This is a genomic window from Providencia alcalifaciens DSM 30120 (assembly GCF_000173415.1).
Taxonomy (GTDB): Bacteria; Pseudomonadota; Gammaproteobacteria; order Enterobacterales; family Enterobacteriaceae; genus Providencia; species Providencia alcalifaciens.
The window spans coordinates 27,001-51,133 of record NZ_ABXW01000053.1; the positions used below are offsets into that span (position 1 = coordinate 27,001).

General features: G+C 39.5%; 23 protein-coding genes. 13 read left to right on the forward strand and 10 right to left on the reverse strand.

The genetic code is table 11. The annotated features are described in order from the left end of the window. Positions 1-39: 39 nt before the first annotated feature. Positions 40-1,215, reverse strand: a complete 1,176-nt coding sequence (gene manA / locus PROVALCAL_RS13170) for a mannose-6-phosphate isomerase (protein WP_006659783.1) — start codon at positions 1,213-1,215, stop codon at positions 40-42. Between the two features lie 178 nt (positions 1,216-1,393). Between manA and fumC the strand changes: the two genes are divergently transcribed. Next, positions 1,394-2,791: a class II fumarate hydratase gene (fumC, locus tag PROVALCAL_RS13175; RefSeq protein ID WP_006661708.1), complete on the forward strand. Its 1,398-nt coding sequence runs from the start codon at positions 1,394-1,396 to the stop codon at positions 2,789-2,791. 61 nt (positions 2,792-2,852) lie between these two features. Here the strand turns inward: fumC and tus are convergent, their stop codons facing one another. The 3 genes from tus to PROVALCAL_RS13190 all read right to left on the reverse strand — a co-directional run bounded on the left by tus (position 2,853) and on the right by PROVALCAL_RS13190 (position 5,863). Beyond that, a complete protein-coding gene (gene tus, locus PROVALCAL_RS13180; RefSeq protein WP_006659785.1) occupies positions 2,853-3,758 on the reverse strand; it encodes a DNA replication terminus site-binding protein in 906 nt (301 codons plus the stop codon). A 157-nt stretch (positions 3,759-3,915) separates the two neighbouring features. Further along, positions 3,916-4,485, reverse strand: a complete 570-nt coding sequence (locus tag PROVALCAL_RS13185) for a lytic polysaccharide monooxygenase (protein WP_006659786.1) — start codon at positions 4,483-4,485, stop codon at positions 3,916-3,918. A 115-nt stretch (positions 4,486-4,600) separates the two neighbouring features. After that, positions 4,601-5,863 (reverse strand): MFS transporter, encoded by a 1,263-nt coding sequence (locus PROVALCAL_RS13190; RefSeq protein ID WP_039862046.1) that lies wholly within the window; start codon positions 5,861-5,863, stop codon positions 4,601-4,603. A 112-nt stretch (positions 5,864-5,975) separates the two neighbouring features. Here PROVALCAL_RS13190 and PROVALCAL_RS13195 point away from each other — a divergent pair, with 112 nt between their 5' ends. The 3 genes from PROVALCAL_RS13195 (at position 5,976) to bioD (ending at position 9,022) form a co-directional block, all read left to right on the forward strand. Continuing rightward, positions 5,976-6,881, forward strand: coding sequence for a LysR family transcriptional regulator (locus PROVALCAL_RS13195; protein ID WP_006659789.1), 906 nt, complete (start codon positions 5,976-5,978; stop codon positions 6,879-6,881). 110 nt (positions 6,882-6,991) lie between these two features. Then, a complete protein-coding gene (locus PROVALCAL_RS13200; protein WP_006659790.1) occupies positions 6,992-8,203 on the forward strand; it encodes an ROK family protein in 1,212 nt (403 codons plus the stop codon). A 141-nt stretch (positions 8,204-8,344) separates the two neighbouring features. Continuing rightward, positions 8,345-9,022 carry a dethiobiotin synthase gene (gene bioD, locus PROVALCAL_RS13205; protein ID WP_006659791.1) on the forward strand — a complete coding sequence of 226 codons (678 nt, stop codon included), beginning with the start codon at positions 8,345-8,347 and terminating at the stop codon, positions 9,020-9,022. A 69-nt stretch (positions 9,023-9,091) separates the two neighbouring features. Here bioD and PROVALCAL_RS13210 read toward each other — a convergent pair whose 3' ends face one another. Together PROVALCAL_RS13210 and ydfG are read right to left on the reverse strand one after the other, a co-directional pair. Next, entirely contained in the window at positions 9,092-9,463 is a 372-nt protein-coding gene (locus PROVALCAL_RS13210; RefSeq protein ID WP_006659792.1) for a DUF1283 family protein, read from the reverse strand. A 90-nt stretch (positions 9,464-9,553) separates the two neighbouring features. After that, complete coding sequence (ydfG, locus tag PROVALCAL_RS13215; protein ID WP_006659793.1) at positions 9,554-10,300, reverse strand: bifunctional NADP-dependent 3-hydroxy acid dehydrogenase/3-hydroxypropionate dehydrogenase YdfG; 747 nt, start codon at positions 10,298-10,300, stop codon at positions 9,554-9,556. Positions 10,301-10,468: 168 nt separating this feature from the next. On the opposite strand from ydfG, the gene PROVALCAL_RS13220 reads away from it, so the two are divergent. After that, positions 10,469-11,335 carry an SGNH/GDSL hydrolase family protein gene (locus tag PROVALCAL_RS13220; protein WP_165480222.1) on the forward strand — a complete coding sequence of 289 codons (867 nt, stop codon included), beginning with the start codon at positions 10,469-10,471 and terminating at the stop codon, positions 11,333-11,335. A gap of 216 nt (positions 11,336-11,551) precedes the next feature. Here the strand turns inward: PROVALCAL_RS13220 and PROVALCAL_RS13225 are convergent, their stop codons facing one another. Both PROVALCAL_RS13225 and PROVALCAL_RS13230 read right to left on the reverse strand, forming a co-directional pair. Next, a complete protein-coding gene (locus PROVALCAL_RS13225; RefSeq protein ID WP_039862048.1) occupies positions 11,552-13,177 on the reverse strand; it encodes a mucoidy inhibitor MuiA family protein in 1,626 nt (541 codons plus the stop codon). A gap of 302 nt (positions 13,178-13,479) precedes the next feature. Beyond that, the gene (locus tag PROVALCAL_RS13230) at positions 13,480-14,601 is read right to left on the reverse strand and encodes a ribosomal protein uL16 3-hydroxylase (protein ID WP_006659796.1); all 1,122 of its coding nucleotides are present in this window, start codon (positions 14,599-14,601) and stop codon (positions 13,480-13,482) included. 495 nt (positions 14,602-15,096) lie between these two features. On the opposite strand from PROVALCAL_RS13230, the gene PROVALCAL_RS13235 reads away from it, so the two are divergent. Next, positions 15,097-15,375, forward strand: coding sequence for a VF530 family protein (locus PROVALCAL_RS13235; protein WP_006659797.1), 279 nt, complete (start codon positions 15,097-15,099; stop codon positions 15,373-15,375). A 27-nt stretch (positions 15,376-15,402) separates the two neighbouring features. On the opposite strand, the gene PROVALCAL_RS13240 is transcribed toward PROVALCAL_RS13235, so the two are convergent. Further along, positions 15,403-15,573: a VOC family protein gene (locus PROVALCAL_RS13240; RefSeq protein ID WP_006659798.1), complete on the reverse strand. Its 171-nt coding sequence runs from the start codon at positions 15,571-15,573 to the stop codon at positions 15,403-15,405. 143 nt (positions 15,574-15,716) lie between these two features. Here PROVALCAL_RS13240 and PROVALCAL_RS13245 point away from each other — a divergent pair, with 143 nt between their 5' ends. The 7 genes from PROVALCAL_RS13245 (at position 15,717) to PROVALCAL_RS13275 (ending at position 22,046) form a co-directional block, all read left to right on the forward strand. After that, positions 15,717-16,139, forward strand: coding sequence for a GNAT family N-acetyltransferase (locus PROVALCAL_RS13245; protein ID WP_006659799.1), 423 nt, complete (start codon positions 15,717-15,719; stop codon positions 16,137-16,139). Beyond that, positions 16,136-16,558 (forward strand): MerR family transcriptional regulator, encoded by a 423-nt coding sequence (locus PROVALCAL_RS13250; RefSeq protein ID WP_006659800.1) that lies wholly within the window; start codon positions 16,136-16,138, stop codon positions 16,556-16,558. The genes PROVALCAL_RS13245 and PROVALCAL_RS13250 overlap by 4 nt, the downstream gene beginning before the upstream one ends. Before the next feature lie 87 nt (positions 16,559-16,645). Further along, positions 16,646-17,827: an MFS transporter gene (locus tag PROVALCAL_RS13255; RefSeq protein WP_039862050.1), complete on the forward strand. Its 1,182-nt coding sequence runs from the start codon at positions 16,646-16,648 to the stop codon at positions 17,825-17,827. A 321-nt stretch (positions 17,828-18,148) separates the two neighbouring features. Continuing rightward, a complete protein-coding gene (locus PROVALCAL_RS13260; RefSeq protein WP_006659802.1) occupies positions 18,149-18,463 on the forward strand; it encodes a hypothetical protein in 315 nt (104 codons plus the stop codon). Between the two features lie 62 nt (positions 18,464-18,525). Continuing rightward, a complete protein-coding gene (locus PROVALCAL_RS13265; RefSeq protein WP_039862051.1) occupies positions 18,526-19,791 on the forward strand; it encodes a phenylacetate--CoA ligase family protein in 1,266 nt (421 codons plus the stop codon). Continuing rightward, entirely contained in the window at positions 19,788-20,684 is an 897-nt protein-coding gene (locus tag PROVALCAL_RS13270) for a GNAT family N-acetyltransferase (RefSeq protein WP_006659804.1), read from the forward strand. Before PROVALCAL_RS13265 ends, PROVALCAL_RS13270 begins: the two co-directional genes overlap by 4 nt. Positions 20,685-20,951: 267 nt before the next feature. Continuing rightward, positions 20,952-22,046 (forward strand): porin, encoded by a 1,095-nt coding sequence (locus PROVALCAL_RS13275; RefSeq protein ID WP_006659805.1) that lies wholly within the window; start codon positions 20,952-20,954, stop codon positions 22,044-22,046. Between the two features lie 55 nt (positions 22,047-22,101). Here PROVALCAL_RS13275 and gss read toward each other — a convergent pair whose 3' ends face one another. Beyond that, positions 22,102-23,997, reverse strand: coding sequence for a bifunctional glutathionylspermidine amidase/synthase (gss, locus tag PROVALCAL_RS13280; protein WP_006659806.1), 1,896 nt, complete (start codon positions 23,995-23,997; stop codon positions 22,102-22,104). Positions 23,998-24,133 lie beyond the last annotated feature (136 nt).

Genomic DNA, 24,133 nt, shown 5'->3' on the forward strand with positions numbered 1-24,133 from the left:
TTTGGCTGTGTGTACCAACGGCTAAATATAAAATATGACCTAAAAATTAAATACTCGGGCTACTTGGCCATTTCCTTGAATAGAAATGTTATCCTCATAAGCAGGTAAGAAAACAGATTCACCAGAATTCATGTTTAATTCTTGATTACCTGATCGCAATACTAACTTACCTTCAATACAAAACAAAATTGAAGCTGTATGATTAGTTAGGGATAACCCAGAGCAGTCAATAGAATATATTTTAAATGAAAAATCTTCCACTGGGATCTTATATTTCCAGACATTTCCAGATTTTTCGGGAATATTGAACAAATCATCAGCTTTAATTGACTTAAAATCAATATTATCAACGAGTTCTTTTACATCAATATGTTTGCTCGTTAAGCCTGCACGCAAGACGTTATCTGAATTAGCCATCACTTCTAACCCAACACCCTCTAAATAAGCGTGAGGGGTTCTTGCTGCTAAAAACATGGCTTCACCAGGTTGTAATTCAACGATATTTAGCATTAAAGGCGTAAATAAACCATTATCATCTGGATATAAGCTCACCATTTGTTTAATTGAATTCCACGGCTCACCTTGTTTGCTATTCAATGCTGCTTTTAATACACCCAATGCAAGCTCTTTTTGCTCACCAGTCAAATTAAGAATCTGTGCAAATAATTTTTTTAGTTTATCTTCACTTGGGGATTGAACAAAAAATTGAATTTCAGGATGGGCTGCTGCAATAAAGCTAAATAACTCGACAATTTCTGCTATAGGACGAAATGCATTCATTGCTTTAAAGGGGGTTAAAGCATAAATCAGCTCTGGTTTATGATTATTATCCTTATAATTACGGATAGGGGAGTTCAATGGGATCCCTTGTGCATTTTCTTTTTCAAAACCGATTTCCGCATCGTGTTTATTTGGGTGAACCTGAACGGATAATGGCTGAGCTGCGCATAGCACTTTGAATAAATAAGGAAGTCGGCCAAAACGTTCGGCGATATGTTTACCCAATATTTTTTCTGGGTTTTCCTTAATGAAAGCATCTAACGAGATTTTCTGATGTGTTAAGGGTGATATAACCTCAGAACTGGCTTTGGGGTGAGCCCCCATCCAAAGCTCAGCCATTGGTAAATTATCCGGGTTAGGGTAACCATACAGTTCGCTGAGGGCGGTTTTACTTCCCCAATCATAGTGTTGGATTTGGTTCATCATTTTTAGCATATCAAAACTCTCTTTTTGCAAAAATCAACTGATTTCCTTTTTACTACAGCACAATAAGCTCGACCAAGTCTCATAATTGAAATTCAATTTGTGGCATTATACTGCTCGGTTATTTGCTTACCTGCAAGCAGATGATTCTAAAATTAATTATTCTGAATATGTACCTAAGGAGCTAGTAATGGCAGCCACTCGCATTGAAAAAGACTCAATGGGACCAATTGAAGTACCTGCTGACCACTTATGGGGCGCGCAAACGCAGCGTTCTTTAGAACATTTCCGTATCTCTGTAGAGAAAATGCCTGTTGCTCTGATCCACGCATTAGCGGTAACTAAAAAAGCGGCTGCAAGCGTGAATATGGATTTAGGTTTACTGCCAAAAGATCGCGGTGATGCGATTATCGCTGCGGCAGACGAAGTCCTTGCTGGCAAGCATCCAACAGAATTCCCTCTCGCTATCTGGCAAACTGGTTCTGGTACTCAAAGTAACATGAACATGAACGAGGTGCTAGCTAACCGTGGTAGCGAAATCCTCGGTGGACAGCGCGGTAACGACCGTCTAATCCACCCAAATGACGATGTTAACAAGAGCCAAAGCTCTAACGACGTCTTCCCAACAGCAATGCACGTTGCAGCCGTTGTTGCGATTCGTGAACATTTGCTGCCAGAATTAAAAGTTCTGCACAAAACCCTCGATGCGAAAGCAAAAGAATTTAAAGACATTGTTAAAATTGGTCGTACACATCTACAAGATGCGACACCATTAACATTGGGTCAGGAAATCTCAGGTTGGGCGGCAATGTTAGCCCACAACGAAAAACATATTGAAAACGCAGTGCCACATATTTGTGAATTAGCATTAGGCGGTACTGCGGTGGGTACAGGTCTGAATACTCACCCTGAATATGCGGTTCGTGTCGCGAAGAAAATTGCTGAATTAACAGGTCAGCCTTTTGTCACATCACCAAACAAATTTGAAGCATTAGCGACTTGTGATGCTTTAGTGCATGCTCACGGTGCATTGAAAGGTTTAGCGGCATCATTAATGAAGATCGCTAACGATGTTAGATGGTTAGCATCAGGTCCTCGTTGTGGTATTGGCGAAATCTCGATTCCTGAAAACGAACCGGGTAGCTCTATTATGCCAGGTAAAGTTAACCCAACACAGTGTGAAGCATTAACCATGCTGTGTGCCCAGGTCATGGGTAATGATGTTGCTGTGAATATTGGTGGCGCATCAGGTAACTTTGAATTGAACGTATTCCGTCCAATGGTTATCGACAACTTCTTACAATCTATCCGTTTATTAGCAGATGGTATGCGCAGCTTCAACGAGCATTGCGCTGAAGGCATCGAACCAAACCGTGAACGTATCGAAAAATTACTGCACGAATCTCTGATGTTGGTAACAGCGTTAAATACCCACATTGGCTATGATAAAGCAGCAGAAATTGCGAAGAAAGCGCACAAAGAAGGTCTGACTCTGAAAGAATCTGCACTGAAATTGAACTACTTAACTGAAGCTCAATTTAATGAATGGGTTCGTCCTGAAGATATGGTCGGTAGCATGAAATCATAATTATCCATCTCTTGGATAATGAATGTTAAGCCCCTGCATTAGAAATAGTGCAGGGGCTTTTTTATCGTTCAATATATAGGTTTAAACGCGGGATCAATAATTCGACGGGTTTTGCTTTTGGGCGATTACGCAGGGCGATGTTATCTTGATGATAATCCGCTAACTCACCAAGCTTGATATCGCTTAATTCTTTATCAATGGCGAAAATCAACAGCGGTGTTGCACAAGGATATTGTGTTTGCTTTTGTGTTTCTTTGTCCCAAACTCGCGCGATAGGTTGAACTTTAACGGGGCGTTGAGTTTTCAATACACAATCATGGGGAAGAGAACGAATTAATTGGATTTCATTTTTTAATTGCAATATCCAGTGCTCACGTTGTAAATGAGAGGGCGTTCTCCCACTTTCTAGGCTCGCCTGTAAGCGATTGAGCATCTCTTCTTGAGTCACTTTGTTGATGACTTTCTTATTTGCCCAACCGAATCGAATGGTATCAGGATCAACAACAGAAGTGAGGGTACGATAGGTATTTAGTGTTAACAAACCATGCAAGCTTTCTCGAATAAATTCAAACCGATGGGCTTCATCAATGTGGGTTACAATCTGCTTTATTTCTATTTTTAGTTGATTGATCTCGAAGAGTAAATGCTGGAAGCGTTTATAGTCTGCCAGAGAGGGCGCAAGACAGATAGCACCAGGTAATCGAATAGCGGCTTTATTGCTCACTAACTCTGATTTTTTATGTATAAATAGCAATGTAAAAAGGTCTATTGCTCGTGTTAGCGCATCTGAACCAGTGTGTTTATCCACTAAGATCGAGCTAACTTCATTATTCTCATCACCTTTTAATGTTTCCGGTAAGCTAAATACAGCGGCTTTAACATTTTGCTGAGTTTGAAGTAATTGGCAAAGAAGGTTGATATTTGACTCAAGCTGATTGAATGAACTCACTAACTGCTGTTTTGACATAACATCCTTAACTTTATATTTAGTTACAACATTCTAATAGTTAGAATAACTAAATTAACATTAACATTTGAGTTTTTCAACAAGCTTACTAGTGAATCTAAGGGATAGCCGATAGAGTATTACATACTATCCCTATTGTCTGGTTTACTGACAATTATTATTTATAGTCAATTTCCAAATCAATTACTTGATAAAATGCATTAGCGGTATCATCGATGGTCCAAACACCTAAAACAACATGATAGCCTTGATAATCTTTTGGAAGATGACAAGTATGCATCACTAAACTAGGTGGCATTTCGACTTTCTCGAACTTACAAAATGGCGTTAACTCAAATTGGGCGCGGGTTAAAGACTTGCTGGGATCCCAATCTTTACGTGTAATAAAATATTCCCACTTAGTTGTTCGGTGAATGGCAGTTAGGCGCCAGAAAAAATCGAAAGTCGAGGTTTCTATTAACATCCGAGTCCAACGAAACGGTTGTTGTGCATCAAGCGGAGAGAAAGAGGCAATATTCGCACTCGCAATTTTACCGTCTGCAGGACCTTTTAGCGGAAATCCCTTTAAACCTTCAACTGATTGTGGTTCGTATTGAACAGCGCCACAATTTTGGTTGCTTTGCAGTTTACAGAGATAGGCTCGACTGGCAGGATACTCGATGTAGCCATGAGGTAATGCAAAATAGCTATAGCAGAGTAGTAAGGGAAGTAATAATAGTTTTTTCATTCAATATCCTCATCATTGATTAATTTATAGATTTTCTATTAATTATGATGAGGATGTGAATTCTAACCTTTAGCAGGAGTTAATTTATTACGTTAATTAGGTAACCTAGAAGCGATTAACATTTTGTTTTTAACTTATAAGCAATACCGACGCCGAGTAGCAACAAACTTGCGATAAATAACGCTACGCCATCCCACCCATAGGAAGCCCAGAATAACCCACCTAATGTGCCAGCAATACTGGAACCTGCGTAATAACTAAATAAATAGAGTGAGGAAGCCTGACCCCGTGCTCGTTTCGCTCGACGTCCAACCCAACTACTGGCGACAGAGTGTCCCGCAAAAAATCCCGTTGTCAGTACAGTCATACCCAGCAATATCACCCAGATATTACTATGTAGGGTCAGAATGACGCCCATCAACATCATCGCAATTGCGGCGATCAGAATTCGTCCAAAGCCGTATTTTTGTGTCAAACTTCCTGTCTTTGTCGCGCTGTAAGTTCCTGTTAAATAAATAATAGATAAGAAACCCACAACAGATTGACTAAAATTATAAGGCGACTCAAGTAAGCGGTATCCAATGTAGTTATACATCGTTACAAAACCGCCCATTAAAATGAACCCCTCAATGAATAACCACGGTAAACCGGTATCACGCAAATGTAAGTGTAAGTTAACCCAAAGGTTTTTAGGTTTTAATGAGCTGGCTCGGAAATGCTGAGAAGGGGGCAATAATCGCCAAAAACCAATAGCGGCTAACAGTGCCAAGGAGCCTAAAATAACCACAGCAACTCGCCATGAATAATAGTCAGCAATAACGCCTGTCATTAAGCGTCCGCTCATTCCTCCAATAGAATTACCACTAATGTAGAGCCCCATAGAAAGTGCGACATAACTGGGATGAATTTCTTCACTTAAATAGGTCATCGCCACCGCAGCAACGCCACTAAGGGAAAGTCCCACTAAAGCGCGAGCAATTAGAATTCCTTGCCAACTTTCCATGATTGAACTCATCAAAGTAAAAAGCGCTGCGCAAGTCAGGGAAATCACCATAACATTTTTACGACCAATCGCATCGGAAATAGGTCCAGTGACCAATAATCCTAATGCCATTAATCCAGTACTTAATGATAACGACAAACTCGCGGTAGCCGGCGAAACATTAAAATCAGCCGACAACATTGGCAAAATAGGTTGGACAAAATAGAGCAAGGCGAAGGTCGCAAAACCCACAGTAAAAAATGACAGCGTAACGCGCAGATATAAGGCGTCATCTCGTTGAATATAGTGTTTTTTCGGTGGGGAACTCGTCAAGGCTGCGTTTGGTTTTCCTTGTAAAGATGAACTCGGTGAGAGGCTTTTTGACTGCTGTTCCATGTAAATTCCTTGACGACTAAACGGACTTGATTTCGATCAAAGAATAGAAACTTTCTATTTTTTTGTCTAATATATTAATAATACATAATGATACATTTAAAATATCAATCTGATGAACATTGAATTACGCCATTTACGTTATTTTATTGCCGTTGCCGAAGAGCTGCATTTTGGGCGTGCGGCTGAACGTTTGCACATGTCTCAGCCTCCATTAAGTCAGCAAATTCAAGCTCTTGAAGAAATGGTTAATGCGAAACTATTAGAACGCAATAACCGTAATGTAGCATTAACCCCCGCAGGGGCGATGTTTCTAAAAGAGGCATACCAAATTTTAGGGCAAGTGGATGCCGCAGCCACAAAGGCGGCTCGAATGGAAAAGGGGGAGCTAGGTGAGCTTTCCATTGGGTTTACCTCAACAACGCCATTTATGCATAAAGTCACCATGAGCTTGCGTCAATATCGAGAAGCTTATCCTGATGTTTCTATTCATATGCATCAGATGAATACGAAGCAACAAATCCCCCCATTAGTGACTGGGCGCATAGACATTGGCATCATGCGCAATACAATATTACCTGAACAATTGGACTATCAATTATTGTTCAGAGAGCCCTTTATGCTTGCCGTCTATGAAGGGCACCCATTATTGGCTTATGAAGAAAATGGTGTGGATATTAAGCAACTTGCTGCTTATCCATTAGTTTTTTTCGAGCGAGAAGTCGGTACAGCGCTGTATGATGAGATAAACCAATTATTAGCATCTGAAGGGATAGTTCCCACTATTTCTCAAGAAGCTGGGGAAGCGATGACTATCTTAGGCTTAGTCTCTGCGGGAATGGGAATTTCAATTATCACAGAATCCTTTACTCGCATGAAAATTGACGGAGTTAGATACCTCAAGCTGGCTAATATTCAAGCCACTTTTGAAGTTTGGCTAGTTTACAATACGCGCAGAACAGCACCTGCGGCAGCGAAAAAACTCACAGAGTTATTATTGCATAACATTGTTGGTGTATAGCCTTGAATGATTAACGCGATTCATATCACGTTTTTTATGTAAATGAAGCCTAATTTTCATTTATATAGGGCATAATCAATTATAATTTATAACGATTTCTGAGTGTTAAGATGACAAACCAAACGGGGAATACTGACCAAATCAAGCAATTGAATACTGGGCTTGTGTACCGAATTATTGCACAACATGGTCCTATTTCCCGTATTGCGCTATCAAAACAATCTCAACTAGCACCTGCAAGCATCACCAAAATCACGCGTGAATTGATGGATGCACATTTAATTCAAGAACGTGAGTTTCCCGTTTTAGGCTTAAGAGGTCGTCCCGCTGTTGGATTAGTGATAGAAAGTGAAGGCTGGCAATTTTTAGCCATTCGAATCGAAGATCAGCAGGCGATTATTTCGTTAAAAGAAATTAATACTAAAACATTGGCGGAGCAATGCTACCCCTTTAATGTAAAAGGTAACCAACAATTTAGTGATCGGTTATCGGAACTCATCAGCCTTTTTTTCGAAGAAAATCAAGCTTATTTAGAAAGAGTTACTGCGATCAGTATTTTACTGGATGGTATTCTAGATTCTTATTCAGGAGTTATCTATAAACTCGCGCATAGCGACGTTCATGAATTAGCCATTGGCGAAATATTGACGGAGAAAACAGGATTACCTGTCTATCTTTATCCGCCAGTTAATGCTTTGGCCTTAGCTGATCATTTAAAATACTCTGAGACTCGAACATCCAAAAATATTATTTATCTACAAATTCAAGATGTCGTTAATATCGCAGTGATGAATCATGGTTATTCATTAGATGTCATGACTCGGCAGCCCAACTTATTTGCCCATACTCAAATTGACCTATCACAAACTCAATCCTGTTATTGTGGTGGTAAAGGCTGCTTAGAAACGCTGATTTCAATTCCAGCAATCATCCAGCAAGCAAAGGAATTACTTGCAGATTATCCTGAGTCAGTATTACATAAAGAAAATATTAGTATTAACATAATTAGCCAAGGCGCAGTAGAGAATGACCCATTATGTAAGTCATTACTTGATAATGCGGCTCAACGACTTGCTTATCCATTAGCAATGATAATTAATTTATGCGGTTCTGAATTAATTTTGATCAATTCGCCATTAAATGATGAACACCATTATTGGTTCACTCGGGTACAACACTTTGTTACGTTATACGGTAACCCACGCTATAGTTCAAAATTAATATTTGAAAAATCAGCCAGTTCAATTAAAGAGTGTGAAACTGCGCTAATCCAAAATGCGTTGTATAACGGCTCATTGTTGTTGCAATTACTGCAAGGCTAATACAATTTGATAAACTTCTCATTATCTTACACAAAATTGAGCTAACGCAAACTTATCATTTCCCCATTCCCATAAACTGAATTCATATCATTTTTATAGCATTTTGCTGATCACAGTCTGTCACTTCAGGATAGAACAACCATGAACAATCTATTTATTACCGGGACAGATACAGATGTCGGGAAGACGGTATCAACGCTAGCAATATTACAAGCACTGAATAATCAAGGTATTAAAGCCGTAGGATATAAACCTATTGCAGATCAATGTATCGATACACCGGAAGGAAAGCGCAATAAGGATGCACTTCTTATTCATCGTGTATCACAAGATCTTGTCTCATATGATGAAGTTAATCCTGTCAGACTGGGTGATAATTATAGCCATGAGAACAGTATCGATTTTACTAAAATCAATAAAGGGCTAGATCACCTCCATGAGCACAGTGATATGGTTGTCATCGAGGGGAACGGAGGTTGGCGCTATCTTCTTGATGATAATACTTTTTATGCCGATTGGTTAAAAAAACAATCCGTCGGTGTGATTTTAGTGGTTGGTATTCAACACGGGTGCGTCAATCATGCGTTATTAACGGCAGAAGCCATCCGTGCAGATGGATTACCTCTTGTTGGCTGGCTCGCAAATAGAATTAACCCAGGTCTAGCGCATTACGCCCAAATAATTCAGCGCGTGCAACAGCACATTAATGCACCATTATTGGGAGAGATCCCTTATTTGTTGCGCCCTGAAGAAAAAGAATTAGGGCACTATTTGGATGGGGAAAAACTGCAAGAATTTGTCTCCGTACCGGTTCTTTAAACTTTATTCTTCCTAATTAAAAGGGCGCAGATAGCGCCCTTTAATATGCTGATTGGAATATACTTTCTATTATGGATTGATAATCGGACGTCCTGAATTCACATCTAGACAACGCTGAGTATTGGGTTCCCAATAGGCATTAAGATTCAAGCTTTTCTCGCATTTATCTTTTGCATCGAATGCAGCATCAATTTTATCAAACTCTTTTTCAGTACGGCGGTTCACTTTAGAACGTAGCATTTTAGTTTCATCCCACTGTTCTTTATCTTGGCGCGCCTGTTCTTTATTCAACGGGTCATTACTACCATTACCAACAGAAACACAAGTGCTACCCGCAGCGCATGATGTATTTGCTGCTTGCGCCGCATTAACCCACATCAAAGGAAGGCAGAAGCAAATTGCAGCCAGACCATTTTTGATAAATTTTTGTGACGTGCTCATGTAATTTCCTTTTGTTTCAATACTCAATATATAACCAGAGTATAGCTAAAAAATAATAATGCCGTCTTTATAGAATAGTACGAAATTTTATTATTGTTTATGTACGGTTAAACCTGCAAATGTTTGGCACACGGGCATTAATTCCAATGTGTTTACATTCATATGAGCAGGCAGCGTCGCAACCCAATAAACTGTCTCGGCGATATCATCAGCGGTAAGGGCATCGGCGCCTTTATAGGTATTTGTGACTTTCTCGTCATCACCTTTAAAACGAACATTTGAGAACTCAGTCCCGCCCACTAATCCAGGCTCAATATCTGTCACTCGAATTTTTTTACCCACTAAATCTGCACGTAATCCTAATGAGAATTGCTTCACAAATGCCTTAGTTGCACCGTATACATTACCGCCTTTATAGGGCCAAGATGCTGCGGTCGAACCAATATTAATAATATGTCCGTGGTTTTTTTCTACCATACCTTGCAAAACTTCATAAGTCATATTGACCAAACCTTTGGTGTTCGTATTGATCATGGTTTCCCAGTCATCAGGATTAGCATTAAATGCAGGTTCCAGACCCAATGCAAGCCCTGCATTGTTAACCAAAAGGTCGATATTTTTGAGATGAGTAGGAAGGTTTGCAATGGCGTATTGAATGGCTTTTCTATCTTGAACATCTAATGTTAATGGGTAAAACTTATCTCCCAATTCTTGATGTAAAGCATTCAATCTTTCGGTTCTACGTCCAGTGCCAATCACTGTGAAATTATGTTGAATAAATTTACGGGCGATGGCTTCACCAAACCCTGATGTTGCGCCAGTTACGAGAATAATCATTAGGTACCTCAGGTCGTTATCGTTGTTTATTTTGAGTCATTCTAACTTTATAGCTTAGGCTCTTCCAAGAACCTTACGCATACTAGAATACCATCTTTTTTTTAAAGAAGTAGTAGCTCTATGAATATAGGATTATCTGCAAATTTATTATACTTCAAGGAGTTGGTTATGGCTGAAATTAATGCTTCACAATATTTTATTAGCCCTAGAAATGGCGTGAATCCTAAATCATATATTGGTGTTGAATATGGTTTATATAAGTATCATATTGATAAGGATCAGATTAATAATCATATCAATAATATCCATAACACCCACCTAAAATTAGATGGGATTCATGGTTTAACCGTTTTTGGTGATAGCTTATCTGATACTGGCAATATGTATGAAAAGACCCATAAAATATTTCCCTCTACAAATCAACACTATAAAGGACGTTTTACTAATGGGTTTACCTGGGTTGATAGTTTAGCCCGTCCAAATGGTCTATTTTCTCGCTGTGTAAATAAAGCAATGGGAGGAGCTGTTATAGGAAGTTACAAGCTAAAAGATGGATTCAAATCATCAGTCATGTCTTGCCTAAAGAAACAAATTTCTGAGACTGAGATTAATAGTGATGATTTAGTCATTGTCTTTGCTGGCGCTAACGATTATATGACGCTACATAAATATGACACAGGAAAAGTCGAGATAGATCAACTGGCAAACCTTAAAACTTTAATAAGGAAAGGGGCTAAAAATATTGTGGTTGTTGGTACTCCCGATATGTCATCAACCCCCGCAGCAGCACGGCGTTCTCACCAACGACAAACTGAATTAGCAGTACTAACAGATACTCATAATGCTAGAACGAAATTGATGATTGAAAAACTAAATTCTCGCAATAAAGACAGCGATATTCGCATTCATTACTTTGATATTGGTGAAAAGATGAAAGTCATCATAAATGAAGCTAATCAAATTTCTGATTACAACACCAAAGAAAGCTTCTATAAGAAATGGTATATCAAACTATTTAAAAATAAAAAATGGTAATTAATCATAAATATATTTTTAATGACAAAGTACATCCCTCACAAGAAGTACAATTTATTCTTGCTTATGAAATGGAAAAATTTATCAAATCAACGTTTGCATAAGCGATAGAAAATGAACACCAAGGAAGGGAGCACCATTTTTACACTTACGTTAAGCGGCATAATATTGAGTTGAATAAGCAAAGTGCTATATACACCTTGCTTATTCCGTTAACTACAGCCCATTAATTTGCTTATTTTTAGGGTACTTCAGTGTGTAACTTAATGGTAATTCAACAGCTTCTTGAGGTTTAAGCGTTAAATCCCACTCAATTTTGTTTTCTTTCTCATCCAATTTTCCGCCTGTGAATTCAGGATTAAGTACCTTAATATCCGTATCGCGGCTGATAGGCAATTGGTCATAAACAGACAATTTAATGTCATTATTCCGTGTGTTACGTACTTTAATTAAGAAACTTTCTTTTTGTTCAACGCTAGACCCCATAAATGAGGGCTTGCTACGTACACTGGCATTGTTAACTCGAGAAATTTGAATATTATCATCCACGCCAAATGGAATATCCAATGTCTCGGTTAATTGATTGGAATTGACATAAAAATTCCCCACATAGCTATTCATAAAATAGATATTGGCGGGACCATTAAGTAAATTCAGCCTATCCCAATCATCAATCTGCCCCTGCAAATAGACCTCTTCAGCAATTTTAGGTGTGGACGTATAACGATACTTTGCATCCACATTCGCTTGTTTGATGGTAATGGATTTTGCTTTAGGCGTAGAGGCTAGGCTGAATGGCAATGCAATGTCATAGCTAAGATTGACGCCATTGGTATTTGTCGAGACGTAGTTTGCCATACCAGGGCTACGTTTTTTTACTGCGGAAACTTCAGCAACGGGGGCTGCGGGCATCGCCATATCCATAGAGGCTGACATTTTGTTATTCGTATAGCCTTGATTGTATTCATCATAGATAGACAATAGCCACGGCGTTAAAAATGGCGGGGTGATATTACGAGTTGGGTTGGCAGAGGAAAGGGTGAGTTTTACCTTATTCCAATCCAGTCCCGTATTTTGGATAACGTCAGCTTTGTAAGTAATATTGATTGGTTTATCAATACTTTTTGCACGAATATCGTAACTCGGTGACCAGCCAGCATCAGGAGTCACGTACGACACTTGCATGTTGCTGGTCAGGTTCTTGGGCGTTTCGATATTCAGCACAATTTGAGTTTGCTCGCCAATATTACTGGGAATATTCTCCTCAAATTGAGTTTGTAAGAGTCCTTGTTTTTCTGTCAATGCTTCAATCTGTTGTTGATATGCTAGGTTTTCCCCCAAGATAGTGGACATCTGTTTACGGATAAATTCCAGCTTAGAGGCGGATTGCTCGAGGGACTGTGTCGTCGTTTCCCCAAAAAAACGTTGGTCTTTTAGTAAGGCAAGTTGATCATCGCCTACTTTTATCTTGATATTGAGTTCCGCTATTTGTGTTGTTATTGCCTCTATTTGTGCTTTTAAGTTTGCCGCTTCTCCCGAATAAACCGGATTTACCGCCACGGTTTGCACATCAATAGAACGAATTAAAACATCATCATTATCTAAGCTAATTGAGAGGCTTTTTGGATCAATATGGTCCGCAACATGCGTAAAAATGATCTGACTTTCACCTTGTGGCAAATTTACGGTTGCACTATTTGTTAACTCTGCACCACGTAAAAAGACAGTAGCTTGATTTAATTTAAGAGGATGAAGGACAGGCGTAGATTCAGCAAATGCTTGCCATGACGCTAATGCCGAAACGAATAAAATCCCTTTAGTGAATTTATGTATGACAAACATGCGAATACCCCATGACTTAAATAAATATATTTTATAAATCATATTGGATTTTGATCCACAGAGATAACAGAATAAGCCTAAAGTACAGTGATTATCCTAACCGTTATTCGTAACGGACCTTTTGAAATGATTTTTAACTTCAATGGGTTACTTAAAAAAGGGGGGAGATAGTAGGGTTATCAGCATATTAAAATGTCATTCGGTTCAATTATACGAAAGATGTAGCAGCAACTTTTGGTAACCGAGTGACTTGAGATAGAACACCCGCAAACAGGTGTTCTATCTTGTCAGTCTGATACCACTTATTCGTCGAAATACCAATATCCCTGATTGATAAATTCTGTTAACTCCGCAACAAAAATTGGGTTCTCCAGTGCTTCACCGAGTTCATTTATTCCGGCTTCTGTAAACTGGCACAATGCGTCGGCAGCCTGTATTTCTGTGGTATTCCAACCTTCTGAATTAACGAAGAAATGATCTCCGATTCTCATAACACGTAGCCCGCTCAGTCGTATCAGTTTTTCACCGGCATTCAGAGCGCTCAGTACTTCTTCCGGCTGATACACCGGTTCAACAGGCGCAATATCCAGTTCATGGCGTGGGGTGGTTGCAAAACGACCTAACCATTGTTCAAAATCACCAGGCTTGCTGATCATTTCAATCATCATAGCTCGTAGGCGTTCCACCTCATGAATCTCCATGGTTCCCGCATTTTTTGTCACTTTCAGGTCAGGGTCGCCATAATTTATCCCACCCAGATCCTGTTCTAGCGCATAGTCTGCAAAACTGCTCAGCAGATCGCGTCCGGTCGGACCGCGAAAGCCGACAGAATAGTTCATGGTATCTTCAAAGGTGAAACCATCGTGAGGAAATCCAGGCGGGATGTACAGAATATCTCCCGGTACCATTTCCACGTCAATAATCGGTTCAAATGGCTCGACATGCAATAATGCCGGATGTGCGCAGAACTGACGCATGGGAAGGGCGTCACCCACGCGCCAACGGCGACGTCCCATTCCTTGGATGATGAATACATCATAATTATCAATGTGCGGTCCAACACCACCGCCAGGCACCGAATATGAAATCATCAAATCATCTAGACGCCACTCAGGTAGTACCCGAAACGGTTTGACCAGTTCAGCGGCCGGCATATGCCAATGGTTAACAGCTTGCACTAGCAGTGACCATCCTTTTTCGCCTAGTTCGCTGTAGTCCTCAAACGGACCGTGACTCGCTTCCCATTTATTGTCAATAAAGCTGACTAGGCGGCTGTCAACTTCCGGTTCCATCGCCAAACCAGCGAGTTCATCCGGAGTGATCGGGTCGACAAAATCAGGAAATGCATTTTTCAATACAACGGGTTTTTTCTGCCAGTATTTTTCTAAAAATTCAGGCCAGTTAAGATTTAGTTTGTTAACCATGTGACCACATCTATATGAGTAAATAAGCCTGTCATTATAGAAGTAATACACTGCCATATTTTTGTTTGGCATCAAACGTCGGTTAATAACTTTTGAGGGAATATCTGAAGCATGAGAACTAACAGATGCCATCAGTAGATTTTAGGAATCACTTCAAAACAAAAGATTTATAAGGTCGAGCTGAGTTTATAGCTGAAAAAGAACCAACACGATTAACCAGCCAGAACACTGGATTTCTTTATTTCATACATAGATTCGCATAATGCATATTATGTTAAATAGAATAAATGGACTTAAATATCGATGCCTGAGAACATATTATGGTGCACCCCTTTCTTTTATCTCCCATGATCTAAAAGTCCAAACACCTGATAGTCAACTTTGTATAAGCTGACTTTTATTTCATGACCAATCTTGTATCGATTGCCTCTATCTTTTATTTCTTGTAATCTTCGCAAACTTTAAAAATATGAAGCATCCGTTAAGGTAATAAAAATGAATGAGCGCCTTTCTAAAGATCCCTTGCATGGAATTACACTTGAAATGCAAGTAACCGCATTGGTAAACCACTATGGATGGTCACAACTAGGTCGTATTATCAAAATTAATTGTTTCAACAAAGACCCGAGTATTAAATCCAGTTTAAAGTTCCTTCGTAGAACGCCGTGGGCACGGACTGAAGTTGAAGCTCTCTATCTTGATATGCTAGAAGATGATTCTATTGAAGAAGCTCAATTGCCTTCCACTGATCCATGGGAAAATCACCGCAAATAGCCGTAGAGATCCCAATGTGCTGACAGCTTAATTATGTCTAACGTCACGCTCACCTATAATTTTAACTAAACGTAATAAATAACCGTCAGGATCTTGTACTAAAAATTGAATTTGCCCATGCTCAATATCATCCGCTTGGTACCAAACCTCTTGTGGCTCAGAAAATAGTGATATATTTGCTTCTTTTAATGATGCCAAAATGGATTCAATTTCATCGACTTCAATTTGAAAATTAATACCTCGACCAAATATTGATGCCCTATCCTATCCATTCTTGTACTTTAAAATAAGTAGCCTACCGTTAATGGACAACCTTTATTCATTGAGAGAAAAAGATATTTATGATTATTCGCTCCGCTTGTTTATCTGATGTTGCCGTATTAACTAGTCTTGATACCTGCGTGGTAACAGATCTTACGCGTGTTCAGCAAATTCAAAATTGGATTGAAAATAAGCACTGTTATCTTGCCGAGGAAAACGGGGAGGTTTTAGGATATGGTGTATTGAATTACCACTTTTTTGGCTGTGGGTTTATTGAAATGATCATGGTTGGTAAACAATTTCGCCACCAAGGTATTGGCAATATGTTATTAAACGCCTTAAAGAACCATTGCCAACATCCTAAATTATTCACATCCACAAATCAATCGAACCTATTGATGCAACAGTTGCTATTAAAATCTGGCTTTATTCCTAGTGGACAAATTAATAATCTTGATGAAAATGATCCAGAACTCATCTTTTACATAAATAAAATATTATGAAAACACTCTCTATCAGCCAAGTCTCTGACCTTACAGGTCTCACTGCCGCTACGATCCGCTTCTATGAAAGTAAAGGCCTAATTAATCCTATCGGTCGTAAAGGGCTTACCCGAATGTATAGCCCTGACGTTCTTACTCACCTTTCATTGATTATTCTGGCAAAACAAGCACAGTTTTCATTAGATGAAATCGTTGGAATACTCGGTAAGCTTGCAGAAAAAGGCATTGAACGCCCTCTTCTTCGGTCAAAAATAGATGAAATTGATCAGAAAATTCAAGAGTTACAAAAACTCAAACAAGGATTAATACACGTTGAGCAGTGTACAGCAGAGAATCACTTACAGTGCCCTAAATTCCAGAAAATTTTATCCGTAAGCTTAAAACACAATATCGCAAAGCTGACTAAAAACACCCCTTGACTTAAAGTTAACTTGAAGTTGTATCATCCGGCATATTCATTTTTACCCTCTACTTTGACTTGTTTTAATAAACAGTAAGGAATGATTATGCCTCGTTCTGTTTTTTGGCTTGCTGCCGCTTTGGCGCTATTTACGACAGGAAATGCACTGGTATTATCTGTCGCCGTTTTAGTCGGTTCACAACTTTCTGCCGACCCTGCCTACGCGACAGTCCCGCTTCTCGCACAATATATTGGACTAATTCTTACCTCCGTTCCCATGGCACACTTTATGATGCGATTTGGTCGGCGGTCAGGATTTATTCTTGGAAATATGGGGGGATTAGCTGGCGCATTATTTGCCATTATTGGTGTTTATACGCAAAGTTTACTGCTTTTCTCTATTGGCACATTTTTTACCGGTATTGCTATCGGTACAGCTCAGCAATACCGATTTGCCGCATTAGAAGAAACGCCTATTTTATTACGTTCAAAAGCCATTGGCTTAACCATGAGTGGTGGAATTGTCGCTGTATTAATTGGTCCATCACTTGCCGTTTCAACTCGAACAATAATCGCCAATTACCCATTTATGGGCACTTTTGGTGCCCTGTCCATTATCTATATTCTTGCATTTATTCTGTTACTATTTTTACCGTTAAAACCGCACCAAGTTCAAATAAAAACAGAGTATACCTTGGTACATCGCTCATATCGGCAGCTATATTCTCAACCACTATTACGGTTAATTGCTGTAGTCAGTGCTGTGGGTTATGCCTTAGTCGTATATATGGTCGGAACATTTCCATTGGCAATGAAAGCTCAAGGATTTGATTTCGCGGCTATCACCTTTGTATTTCAGTGTCATATATTAGGCATGTTTGCCCCTTCATTTTTTACAGGGCAGCTTATTAGTTGTTTTGGTGTAAAAACCTTCGTTTGGTTGGGAGCAATGTGTTTAGTCATTGCCAATATTATTGGTTTCACTGGCTCTAGTTACGCACATTTTTTATTCACAATGACGTTGGTAGGATTAGCCTGGAACTTTATTTTAATCAGTACTACGCATTTATTACCAAAAACTTACCATGAGCATGAAAGAGCCAAAGTTCAGGGTGCAACAGATTTCCTGATTTTTGGTTTTGGCGCTTTTGGTAGTCTAATTGCAGGATTTGCTTTTTATTTTATGGGATGGGACTTCGTTAATATCATGGGATTAGCTATAGGAGTTGGCATTATTATAGCGATGGGATTATTACGAAACAGCCTGAATGAAAAATCGTTCAGTTAACCATCATTAATTAATGGCAGTCATATTCTATTTTTGACCGCCATTACAATGATAGCTCACCAACAATATCTTCCTTTTAACCGTAGCACCCTCCTGCATAACTCGCTTATTTTGCTGTTACTGTCTAACAATCTTAATAATTTTGTTTTTTTTCCATCCGTTTATCATCCTCTAATGGTATTAGGCAGCTATTGTAATGTTGACATATCTCACGCACTAATATCATTAATCAATTGAAATATAAAAAATAATGAAATACATCCTAAACTGGATACTTTCTGAGTATTCCTCGGATGTAACCATTTTTAAAGGAAATATCTCATGATATCAGTCCCTGCTGTAGATGAGTTATGTAAACTACAGCACCCTTATCATTGTACAGCGGCAAGTGAATTATTGTTCAACAACGCGATGCGAGAACTCACTGCTTTTCATGTCAAAAACACACCCAAATATGCGCTGTGGTTAATTCATCATCATATTGATCCTGAGTCTCCACAGCTCAGCTCATGGGGTGATTTATCCCCAATATTTGCTAACTATTTCAAATATAACTTTTTACTCAGTCATACGGATCATGACGCACTGGAGCTAACATCTTCAGGCACGATGGGGCAAAAAATTAGTCATAGATAAACGTTAAGCATTCCCAAATATAACTGTTGGAATAGATGAGTATAACTACAATGAAAACATGTATGAATGACACGTCCACATTATCTCTTGAACAACTTGTCGAATTTGCTCGCCAGCATTCTCTTTATTATGCTCGACATTATCAGCAAGTTCCCAAACATGGCTGGCAGCTATGTGATTTACCTCTGATAGAACCTGCAAATTATTGGGCTGAAAGTCATGAGTTGACCCGTTGGTCAGTATTAACTGCCCCTTTTACCGATGGTTTTGCCTTTAAAACAGCAGGAGGCACCAGTGGCGCCTGTAAATTATCCCTCTATACTCATAGCGAATGGCATACCTTCGTGAACAGCTTTAGCCGTAGCCTATCAGCCCAATTACAATCGGGCGATCGCGTTGGAAATCTATTCTTTGCTGGAGACCTATACTCTAGCTTCTTATTCATTCATCAGGCGCTTTCCCATGTGGATATTCCCATATGTGTGTATCCATTTACTGGGTCAATAGAGCCTCAAAGCTTATTTGATCAAATAAGCCAATATAAAATTAATGTCCTCGCTGGTGTGCCCGCCACGTTATTACGGTTAGCAGCAAAAGCCGAGGAGCAACATAAACAACTATTTGAAATTTCGCTTATTCTCTTTGGCGGCGAAAGCTTATTTGCAGAACAATTATTATTACTTAAACGTATTTTTCCTCATGCCCGTATTGCCTCTATCGGGTGTGCCGGTGTTGATTCAGGTTTGATAGGCCAGAGTGACCCACAGTGTCATGTTGGTGAGCACCGAGTTTTTGAACCCGAAACTATTGTCGAAATTATTGATGAAATGACAGGTGAACCTATTAAGGATGAAAATCGGACAGGCATGCTGGTTGTCACAAACTTAACGCGCAAACTTATGCCGCTGATTCGCTACCCTGTTGGTGATATTGCTGCTTGGTCGGAACCTATGGGAAAACCGGCTCGTAAGTTTATTTTGCATGGTCGAAGTAGTTTTGGTCATCGCATCCGAGTTGGTATCTCGACGATTTACCCTGACGATATTGACATGCTTATTACCGAAAAACTCGGTAGACAACAATGGCAAATAATATTGACGCACGATGAACACAGTAACCAATTAACATTACGTATTGCTTTTTCCGGCAATAAAACGCATTCCGATATGCTGTTTAATATCATCCAAAGAGAGGGGCATAAATCTGAATCATTACATTGGATTATTGAATGGTGCAAACCCGATGAGCTCATCTGTAGCACTCGAACGGGTAAATTACAGCGCATCATCGATCGCCGTACATATGTGACGAAGAAGAGTAGAAGATGATTATCAGACGCTTTCAAGTCACAGATGCCAATGAAATCAGCGCTCTCTTTCGTGAGGTATACGCTGAACGCTATGTTTATTCTGATCTTTATGTTCCAGCAATGATCACTTGGCGTAATACACAACACGACTGGTACAGTGCTGTCGCAGTAATAAACAATAAGATTATCGGACACGCAGCCTTAAGGCGGGAGAATAGCCATGCCACTTGTGCAGAGTTGGCGATGATTGTTGTCCATCCCATGGCCCAGCATCGTGGTATAGCATTCAAACTTGGCAAGTACCTATATGATGAAGCACATAAACAGCAATTAACAACACTCACTATTAAAATGGTATGTAGCCATTCTCGTTCACAGCAGTTGGCAATAAATCTAGGTTTCCATACGACAGCTCTTTTACGGGACTATGTCAGTTCACCATTTGAATCGAGTCATTTTGAGAGCGTTGTTGTCGGTGTTCAGGCTTTACAACCTAGACCCGTGCCAACATTAGGTAAGATCAACGGACAACCCAATACACTTTCATTACTGAGTGTTCCATTCGGTAACAAATCACCGTCTTCCATCGAGTCAACACCACACGCGTTCCCGATAGAAATAACTGATGTTAATGCGCGCATAAACGTCATTATTCATCAAGTAACAAAAGAAATTGTCAATGAACTCAGTGAGTTGCCTCATGGTCGGCTTATCTATCTTCAAGTGCCAATAAATGGCGGATTAGCAAAATACCATCCCGTACTTTATCAAGCCGGCTATCGAGATGCAGGTCTAATACTCGACAATAGCGGAGAGTGGTTTTGGCTATTTCAGCGTGGGTTTAAACGGCAATATCTTCAATTATGTTGCCCCATTGCACAAAAACTACAAACAGATTTATTTTTAAATTAGCTCCAGTTTCATTCTTAAAGGGTTATGGCTCACCACAATGAGGCCATAACCCTGAACTCCTCAGTATTCTGTTATTACCGTTCAAACAATGACTTAGTGATATAATTTGCGAGTAATCACATTTAGTTCAGTTGAATCGACTTATTGAATAATTCTCATTTAATTTTTTATTGCCTGAATTAGTAACTTACATTGATAATATGTGCGATTTATTTCTTATCTATGCATAAAATCAACTGATTTATACGATTTTTAAAGGATTTTCATATGAAATACAATAAATTAGCAACACTTATCACAATTATAGCAGTCACCGGTTCAGCGAATGCCGCCGAAGTGTATAACAAAGATGGCAATAAATTTGATGTTTACGGACAAATTGACGTACGTCACTATATTGCAGACTCGAAAAGTGGTGAGGATGGTGATGATTCACGCGTTCGTTTAGGGTTCCGTGGTGACACTCAAATCAACGATCAACTCACTGGCTATGGTCGCTATGAGTGGGAAACACCAACCAATAAATCTGAGAGTGACAATGAAAACCAAAATCGCTTAGCCTATGCAGGGTTAAAGTTTGCTGATTTTGGTTCACTGGATTATGGTCGTAACTATGGTGTGATTTACGATACTAACGCTTGGACTGATGTTCTGCCTTTATGGGGCGCAGACACCATGGATCAAGAAGATAACTTCATGACAGGTCGTAACCGTAATCTACTCACTTACCGTAATAATAATATGTTCGGTTATGTTGATGGATTAAGTTTTGCCCTGCAATACCAAGGAAAAAATGGCGATCAAAACAAATCTTCAGGCGATGATGCATTACAAAACAACGGTGATGGTTACGGCTTTTCAACCGCTTATGAATTAGGTTACGGCGTCACGTTGGGTGGTGGCTATGCCAATTCAACGCGTACTCCTGGACAACGTGATGGCTCAGTTGGCGCAACCGGTAAACGAGCGGAAGTTTGGAATGTCGGTGGTAAATTTGAATGGGAAGATTTCTACCTCGCCGCAATGTATGGTCAAGCGCTGAATACAACCCGTTATGGTCATGATGATGCAGAGGCTGTTGCGAATAAATCAGAAAACTTAGAAGTTGTAGCGACTTATACTTTAGATTTTGGTCTAACCCCTTCTATTGGCTATAACCAATCTAAAGGGAAAGATTTGGGTGATTACGGTAGCAAATATTTAGTTAAATATTTGGCTGTTGGTGCCGCTTATGATTTCAATAACAACATGTCGGCCGTGATTGATTACAAAATTAACTTACTCAATAAAAATGATTTTACACGTGATCACGATATCAACACTGATAACGTATTAGGTCTTGGTTTAGTGTACCAATTCTAATTAGTCGTCTGTCGAAAGTGGCGCTATCTTCAATATCAAAGATAGCGCCATTTTTTTACTTACCTTGCTTTAAATACTCGTCGTTTTCAAGCACCCAAAGAGGCTCAATATCGCTGTCTTTCTTAATCACCAAAGAAGGATCTGAACGCAAACATGCGCCACCATAATGCCCGCCAACGGTGAAGGTACACACTTGAATATAACGGTCAGCAACTTTAGGCAAACACCACAGTTGTTGATAAACGTTCTCTTGATAGGCAAATTGACCACACGTTTCATCAAGAACTTCATCTTGATGATCCACCAAGCCAATATTGTTACCACAACGCCCCGCTATCGGTTTCACGGCATAACCGGTTTGACGTAACTCATCGTTAATTTCAAAGTCGGTATCCAATAAATATGGGTGATGCGGAAACAGTGACCATAAAATAGGCAAAATAGCTTTATTACCAGGGATCACGGTCCATAACGGTTCGAAAACACAAATTTCTGGGCGCAACAACACATCAATCAATCGAACATCATTATGGTGAGGGTGTCCTGTTCGGATAGGCAAACCCGAAAATTCAATATCGTTCTCACTTTCTTGGCGTAATTGTTCCAACGCAGTTTCCCATGCCCATGTTTTCCATACACATTGAAGTATTCGCCCATCACCATCCACAACTTGACCCGTTTCATTCCAGACTAATTCGTCTAAACCATGAATAATCTTGCATTCAAATCCTGCAGCAATGATCGATTGAGCCATAAACAGTGCGTGATAGTCCTCTTCATTGTCTTTATCCTGCATGATATGAATAAAGGGTTTTGCTGTTGTATGCTTCCAAGTATCTGTGAGCAATTCTTGCAAGCGCTCACCGGGATTCCACCCTGTGCTTATCCCACTGATTTTTGACCATTTATCAATGATTAATCCAGTTTCTGTATGGCAAGATGCTGAGTCCGCATTATACTCATACACTTTCAGTCCTCGCTGATCCATACAAAAATCAAGTCGCCCCGTTACCATGTCATGCCTTCTATTTTGCCATGACAAACGTAAACGAGGCCAAAGGATTTCAGGAATATTAAATAATTTCAAAAGATTATCATCTTTCAAAACTTTTTCAGTCGCATGTAAATACATCAAGTGAACTTCGTTTGTCGCTTGCATCAATTGGTTTTCAGCGGTACTTGAAATCGTGAAATACTCGTGCGGATCGGCACTAATCTTATGACCGTGATTCGCCTTAACATACGCTAATTCGATAGGGTTAGATTCATCTAACCAATTCTGATTGAAATTAATTTGGCTATCTACTCTAGCAGCATGCAACTTCATTAATTGGGGATCAATCTCAGGCTCTTCATAGGCATACAGGTCATTATCCGTCTGTACCATCCAACCGAGGATTGTGGTATCTGTGAATGTGTCAGATAACGTATAGATTCCGTCATCACACGTTAACGGAAGTTCGCGAGTCCATTGTTGCCCCACAGGTAGTTTATGGTGTAAAACATTTTGCTCCACAACCCTCACTTTGTTGTCAAAAACCTGTGTAATAACAGCGACATGCCCAGTATTTTGAAATTCTCCACCTTCATCCCAAATCAACAAATTCCCCGCGGAAGGTTTCATGCGACTGCCATTTTGATAGGCGCGCAATGGCAAAATACCATCGTCTACCACATGGCGTAAAAAGCGTAATGCGAAAATTTCATACGCCATCCCGACATCAGTGAATACGACGCCATAGTTGAGGTAAAGAAAGCGGCGGGCAAACTCAACACATTGCCATTTATAGCCCATGTACTCATTATTGATATAGCTGCGAAAAGAGATATCTTCTTGCTTTTCGAGATCAGGAATAGAGCTGTAATCTGATGAATAAATCGCAACACCACCAGGGGCATAGCCAAGTAAAGTACCAAACGGTTCATGTTCTTCTGTCTTGCTCAGAGTCATATTACAGCCCCACTGATATTATTTAAATTGCAATTATAAGAATGCTAATAATCAGTATACGCCTGTAATATTTAAAAAACTTGGCTTTTTTATGGCATAAAAAAAAGCACTTACCAGTAAGTGCTCATCGAGTGAA

Bases quoted from the DNA above. Each gene is read 5' to 3' on its own strand.
- manA (WP_006659783.1), bottom strand. From the start codon at position 1,215: ATGCTAAAAATGATGAACCAAATCCAACACTATGATTGGGGAAGTAAA.
- fumC (WP_006661708.1), top strand. From the start codon at position 1,394: ATGGCAGCCACTCGCATTGAAAAAGACTCAATGGGACCAATTGAAGTA.
- tus (WP_006659785.1), bottom strand. From the start codon at position 3,758: ATGTCAAAACAGCAGTTAGTGAGTTCATTCAATCAGCTTGAGTCAAAT.
- PROVALCAL_RS13185 (WP_006659786.1), bottom strand. From the start codon at position 4,485: ATGAAAAAACTATTATTACTTCCCTTACTACTCTGCTATAGCTATTTT.
- PROVALCAL_RS13190 (WP_039862046.1), bottom strand. From the start codon at position 5,863: ATGGAACAGCAGTCAAAAAGCCTCTCACCGAGTTCATCTTTACAAGGA.
- PROVALCAL_RS13195 (WP_006659789.1), top strand. From the start codon at position 5,976: ATGAACATTGAATTACGCCATTTACGTTATTTTATTGCCGTTGCCGAA.
- PROVALCAL_RS13200 (WP_006659790.1), top strand. From the start codon at position 6,992: ATGACAAACCAAACGGGGAATACTGACCAAATCAAGCAATTGAATACT.
- bioD (WP_006659791.1), top strand. From the start codon at position 8,345: ATGAACAATCTATTTATTACCGGGACAGATACAGATGTCGGGAAGACG.
- PROVALCAL_RS13210 (WP_006659792.1), bottom strand. From the start codon at position 9,463: ATGAGCACGTCACAAAAATTTATCAAAAATGGTCTGGCTGCAATTTGC.
- ydfG (WP_006659793.1), bottom strand. From the start codon at position 10,300: ATGATTATTCTCGTAACTGGCGCAACATCAGGGTTTGGTGAAGCCATC.
- PROVALCAL_RS13220 (WP_165480222.1), top strand. From the start codon at position 10,469: ATGGCTGAAATTAATGCTTCACAATATTTTATTAGCCCTAGAAATGGC.
- PROVALCAL_RS13225 (WP_039862048.1), bottom strand. From the start codon at position 13,177: ATGTTTGTCATACATAAATTCACTAAAGGGATTTTATTCGTTTCGGCA.
- PROVALCAL_RS13230 (WP_006659796.1), bottom strand. From the start codon at position 14,601: ATGGTTAACAAACTAAATCTTAACTGGCCTGAATTTTTAGAAAAATAC.
- PROVALCAL_RS13235 (WP_006659797.1), top strand. From the start codon at position 15,097: ATGAATGAGCGCCTTTCTAAAGATCCCTTGCATGGAATTACACTTGAA.
- PROVALCAL_RS13245 (WP_006659799.1), top strand. From the start codon at position 15,717: ATGATTATTCGCTCCGCTTGTTTATCTGATGTTGCCGTATTAACTAGT.
- PROVALCAL_RS13250 (WP_006659800.1), top strand. From the start codon at position 16,136: ATGAAAACACTCTCTATCAGCCAAGTCTCTGACCTTACAGGTCTCACT.
- PROVALCAL_RS13255 (WP_039862050.1), top strand. From the start codon at position 16,646: ATGCCTCGTTCTGTTTTTTGGCTTGCTGCCGCTTTGGCGCTATTTACG.
- PROVALCAL_RS13260 (WP_006659802.1), top strand. From the start codon at position 18,149: ATGATATCAGTCCCTGCTGTAGATGAGTTATGTAAACTACAGCACCCT.
- PROVALCAL_RS13265 (WP_039862051.1), top strand. From the start codon at position 18,526: ATGAATGACACGTCCACATTATCTCTTGAACAACTTGTCGAATTTGCT.
- PROVALCAL_RS13270 (WP_006659804.1), top strand. From the start codon at position 19,788: ATGATTATCAGACGCTTTCAAGTCACAGATGCCAATGAAATCAGCGCT.
- PROVALCAL_RS13275 (WP_006659805.1), top strand. From the start codon at position 20,952: ATGAAATACAATAAATTAGCAACACTTATCACAATTATAGCAGTCACC.
- gss (WP_006659806.1), bottom strand. From the start codon at position 23,997: ATGACTCTGAGCAAGACAGAAGAACATGAACCGTTTGGTACTTTACTT.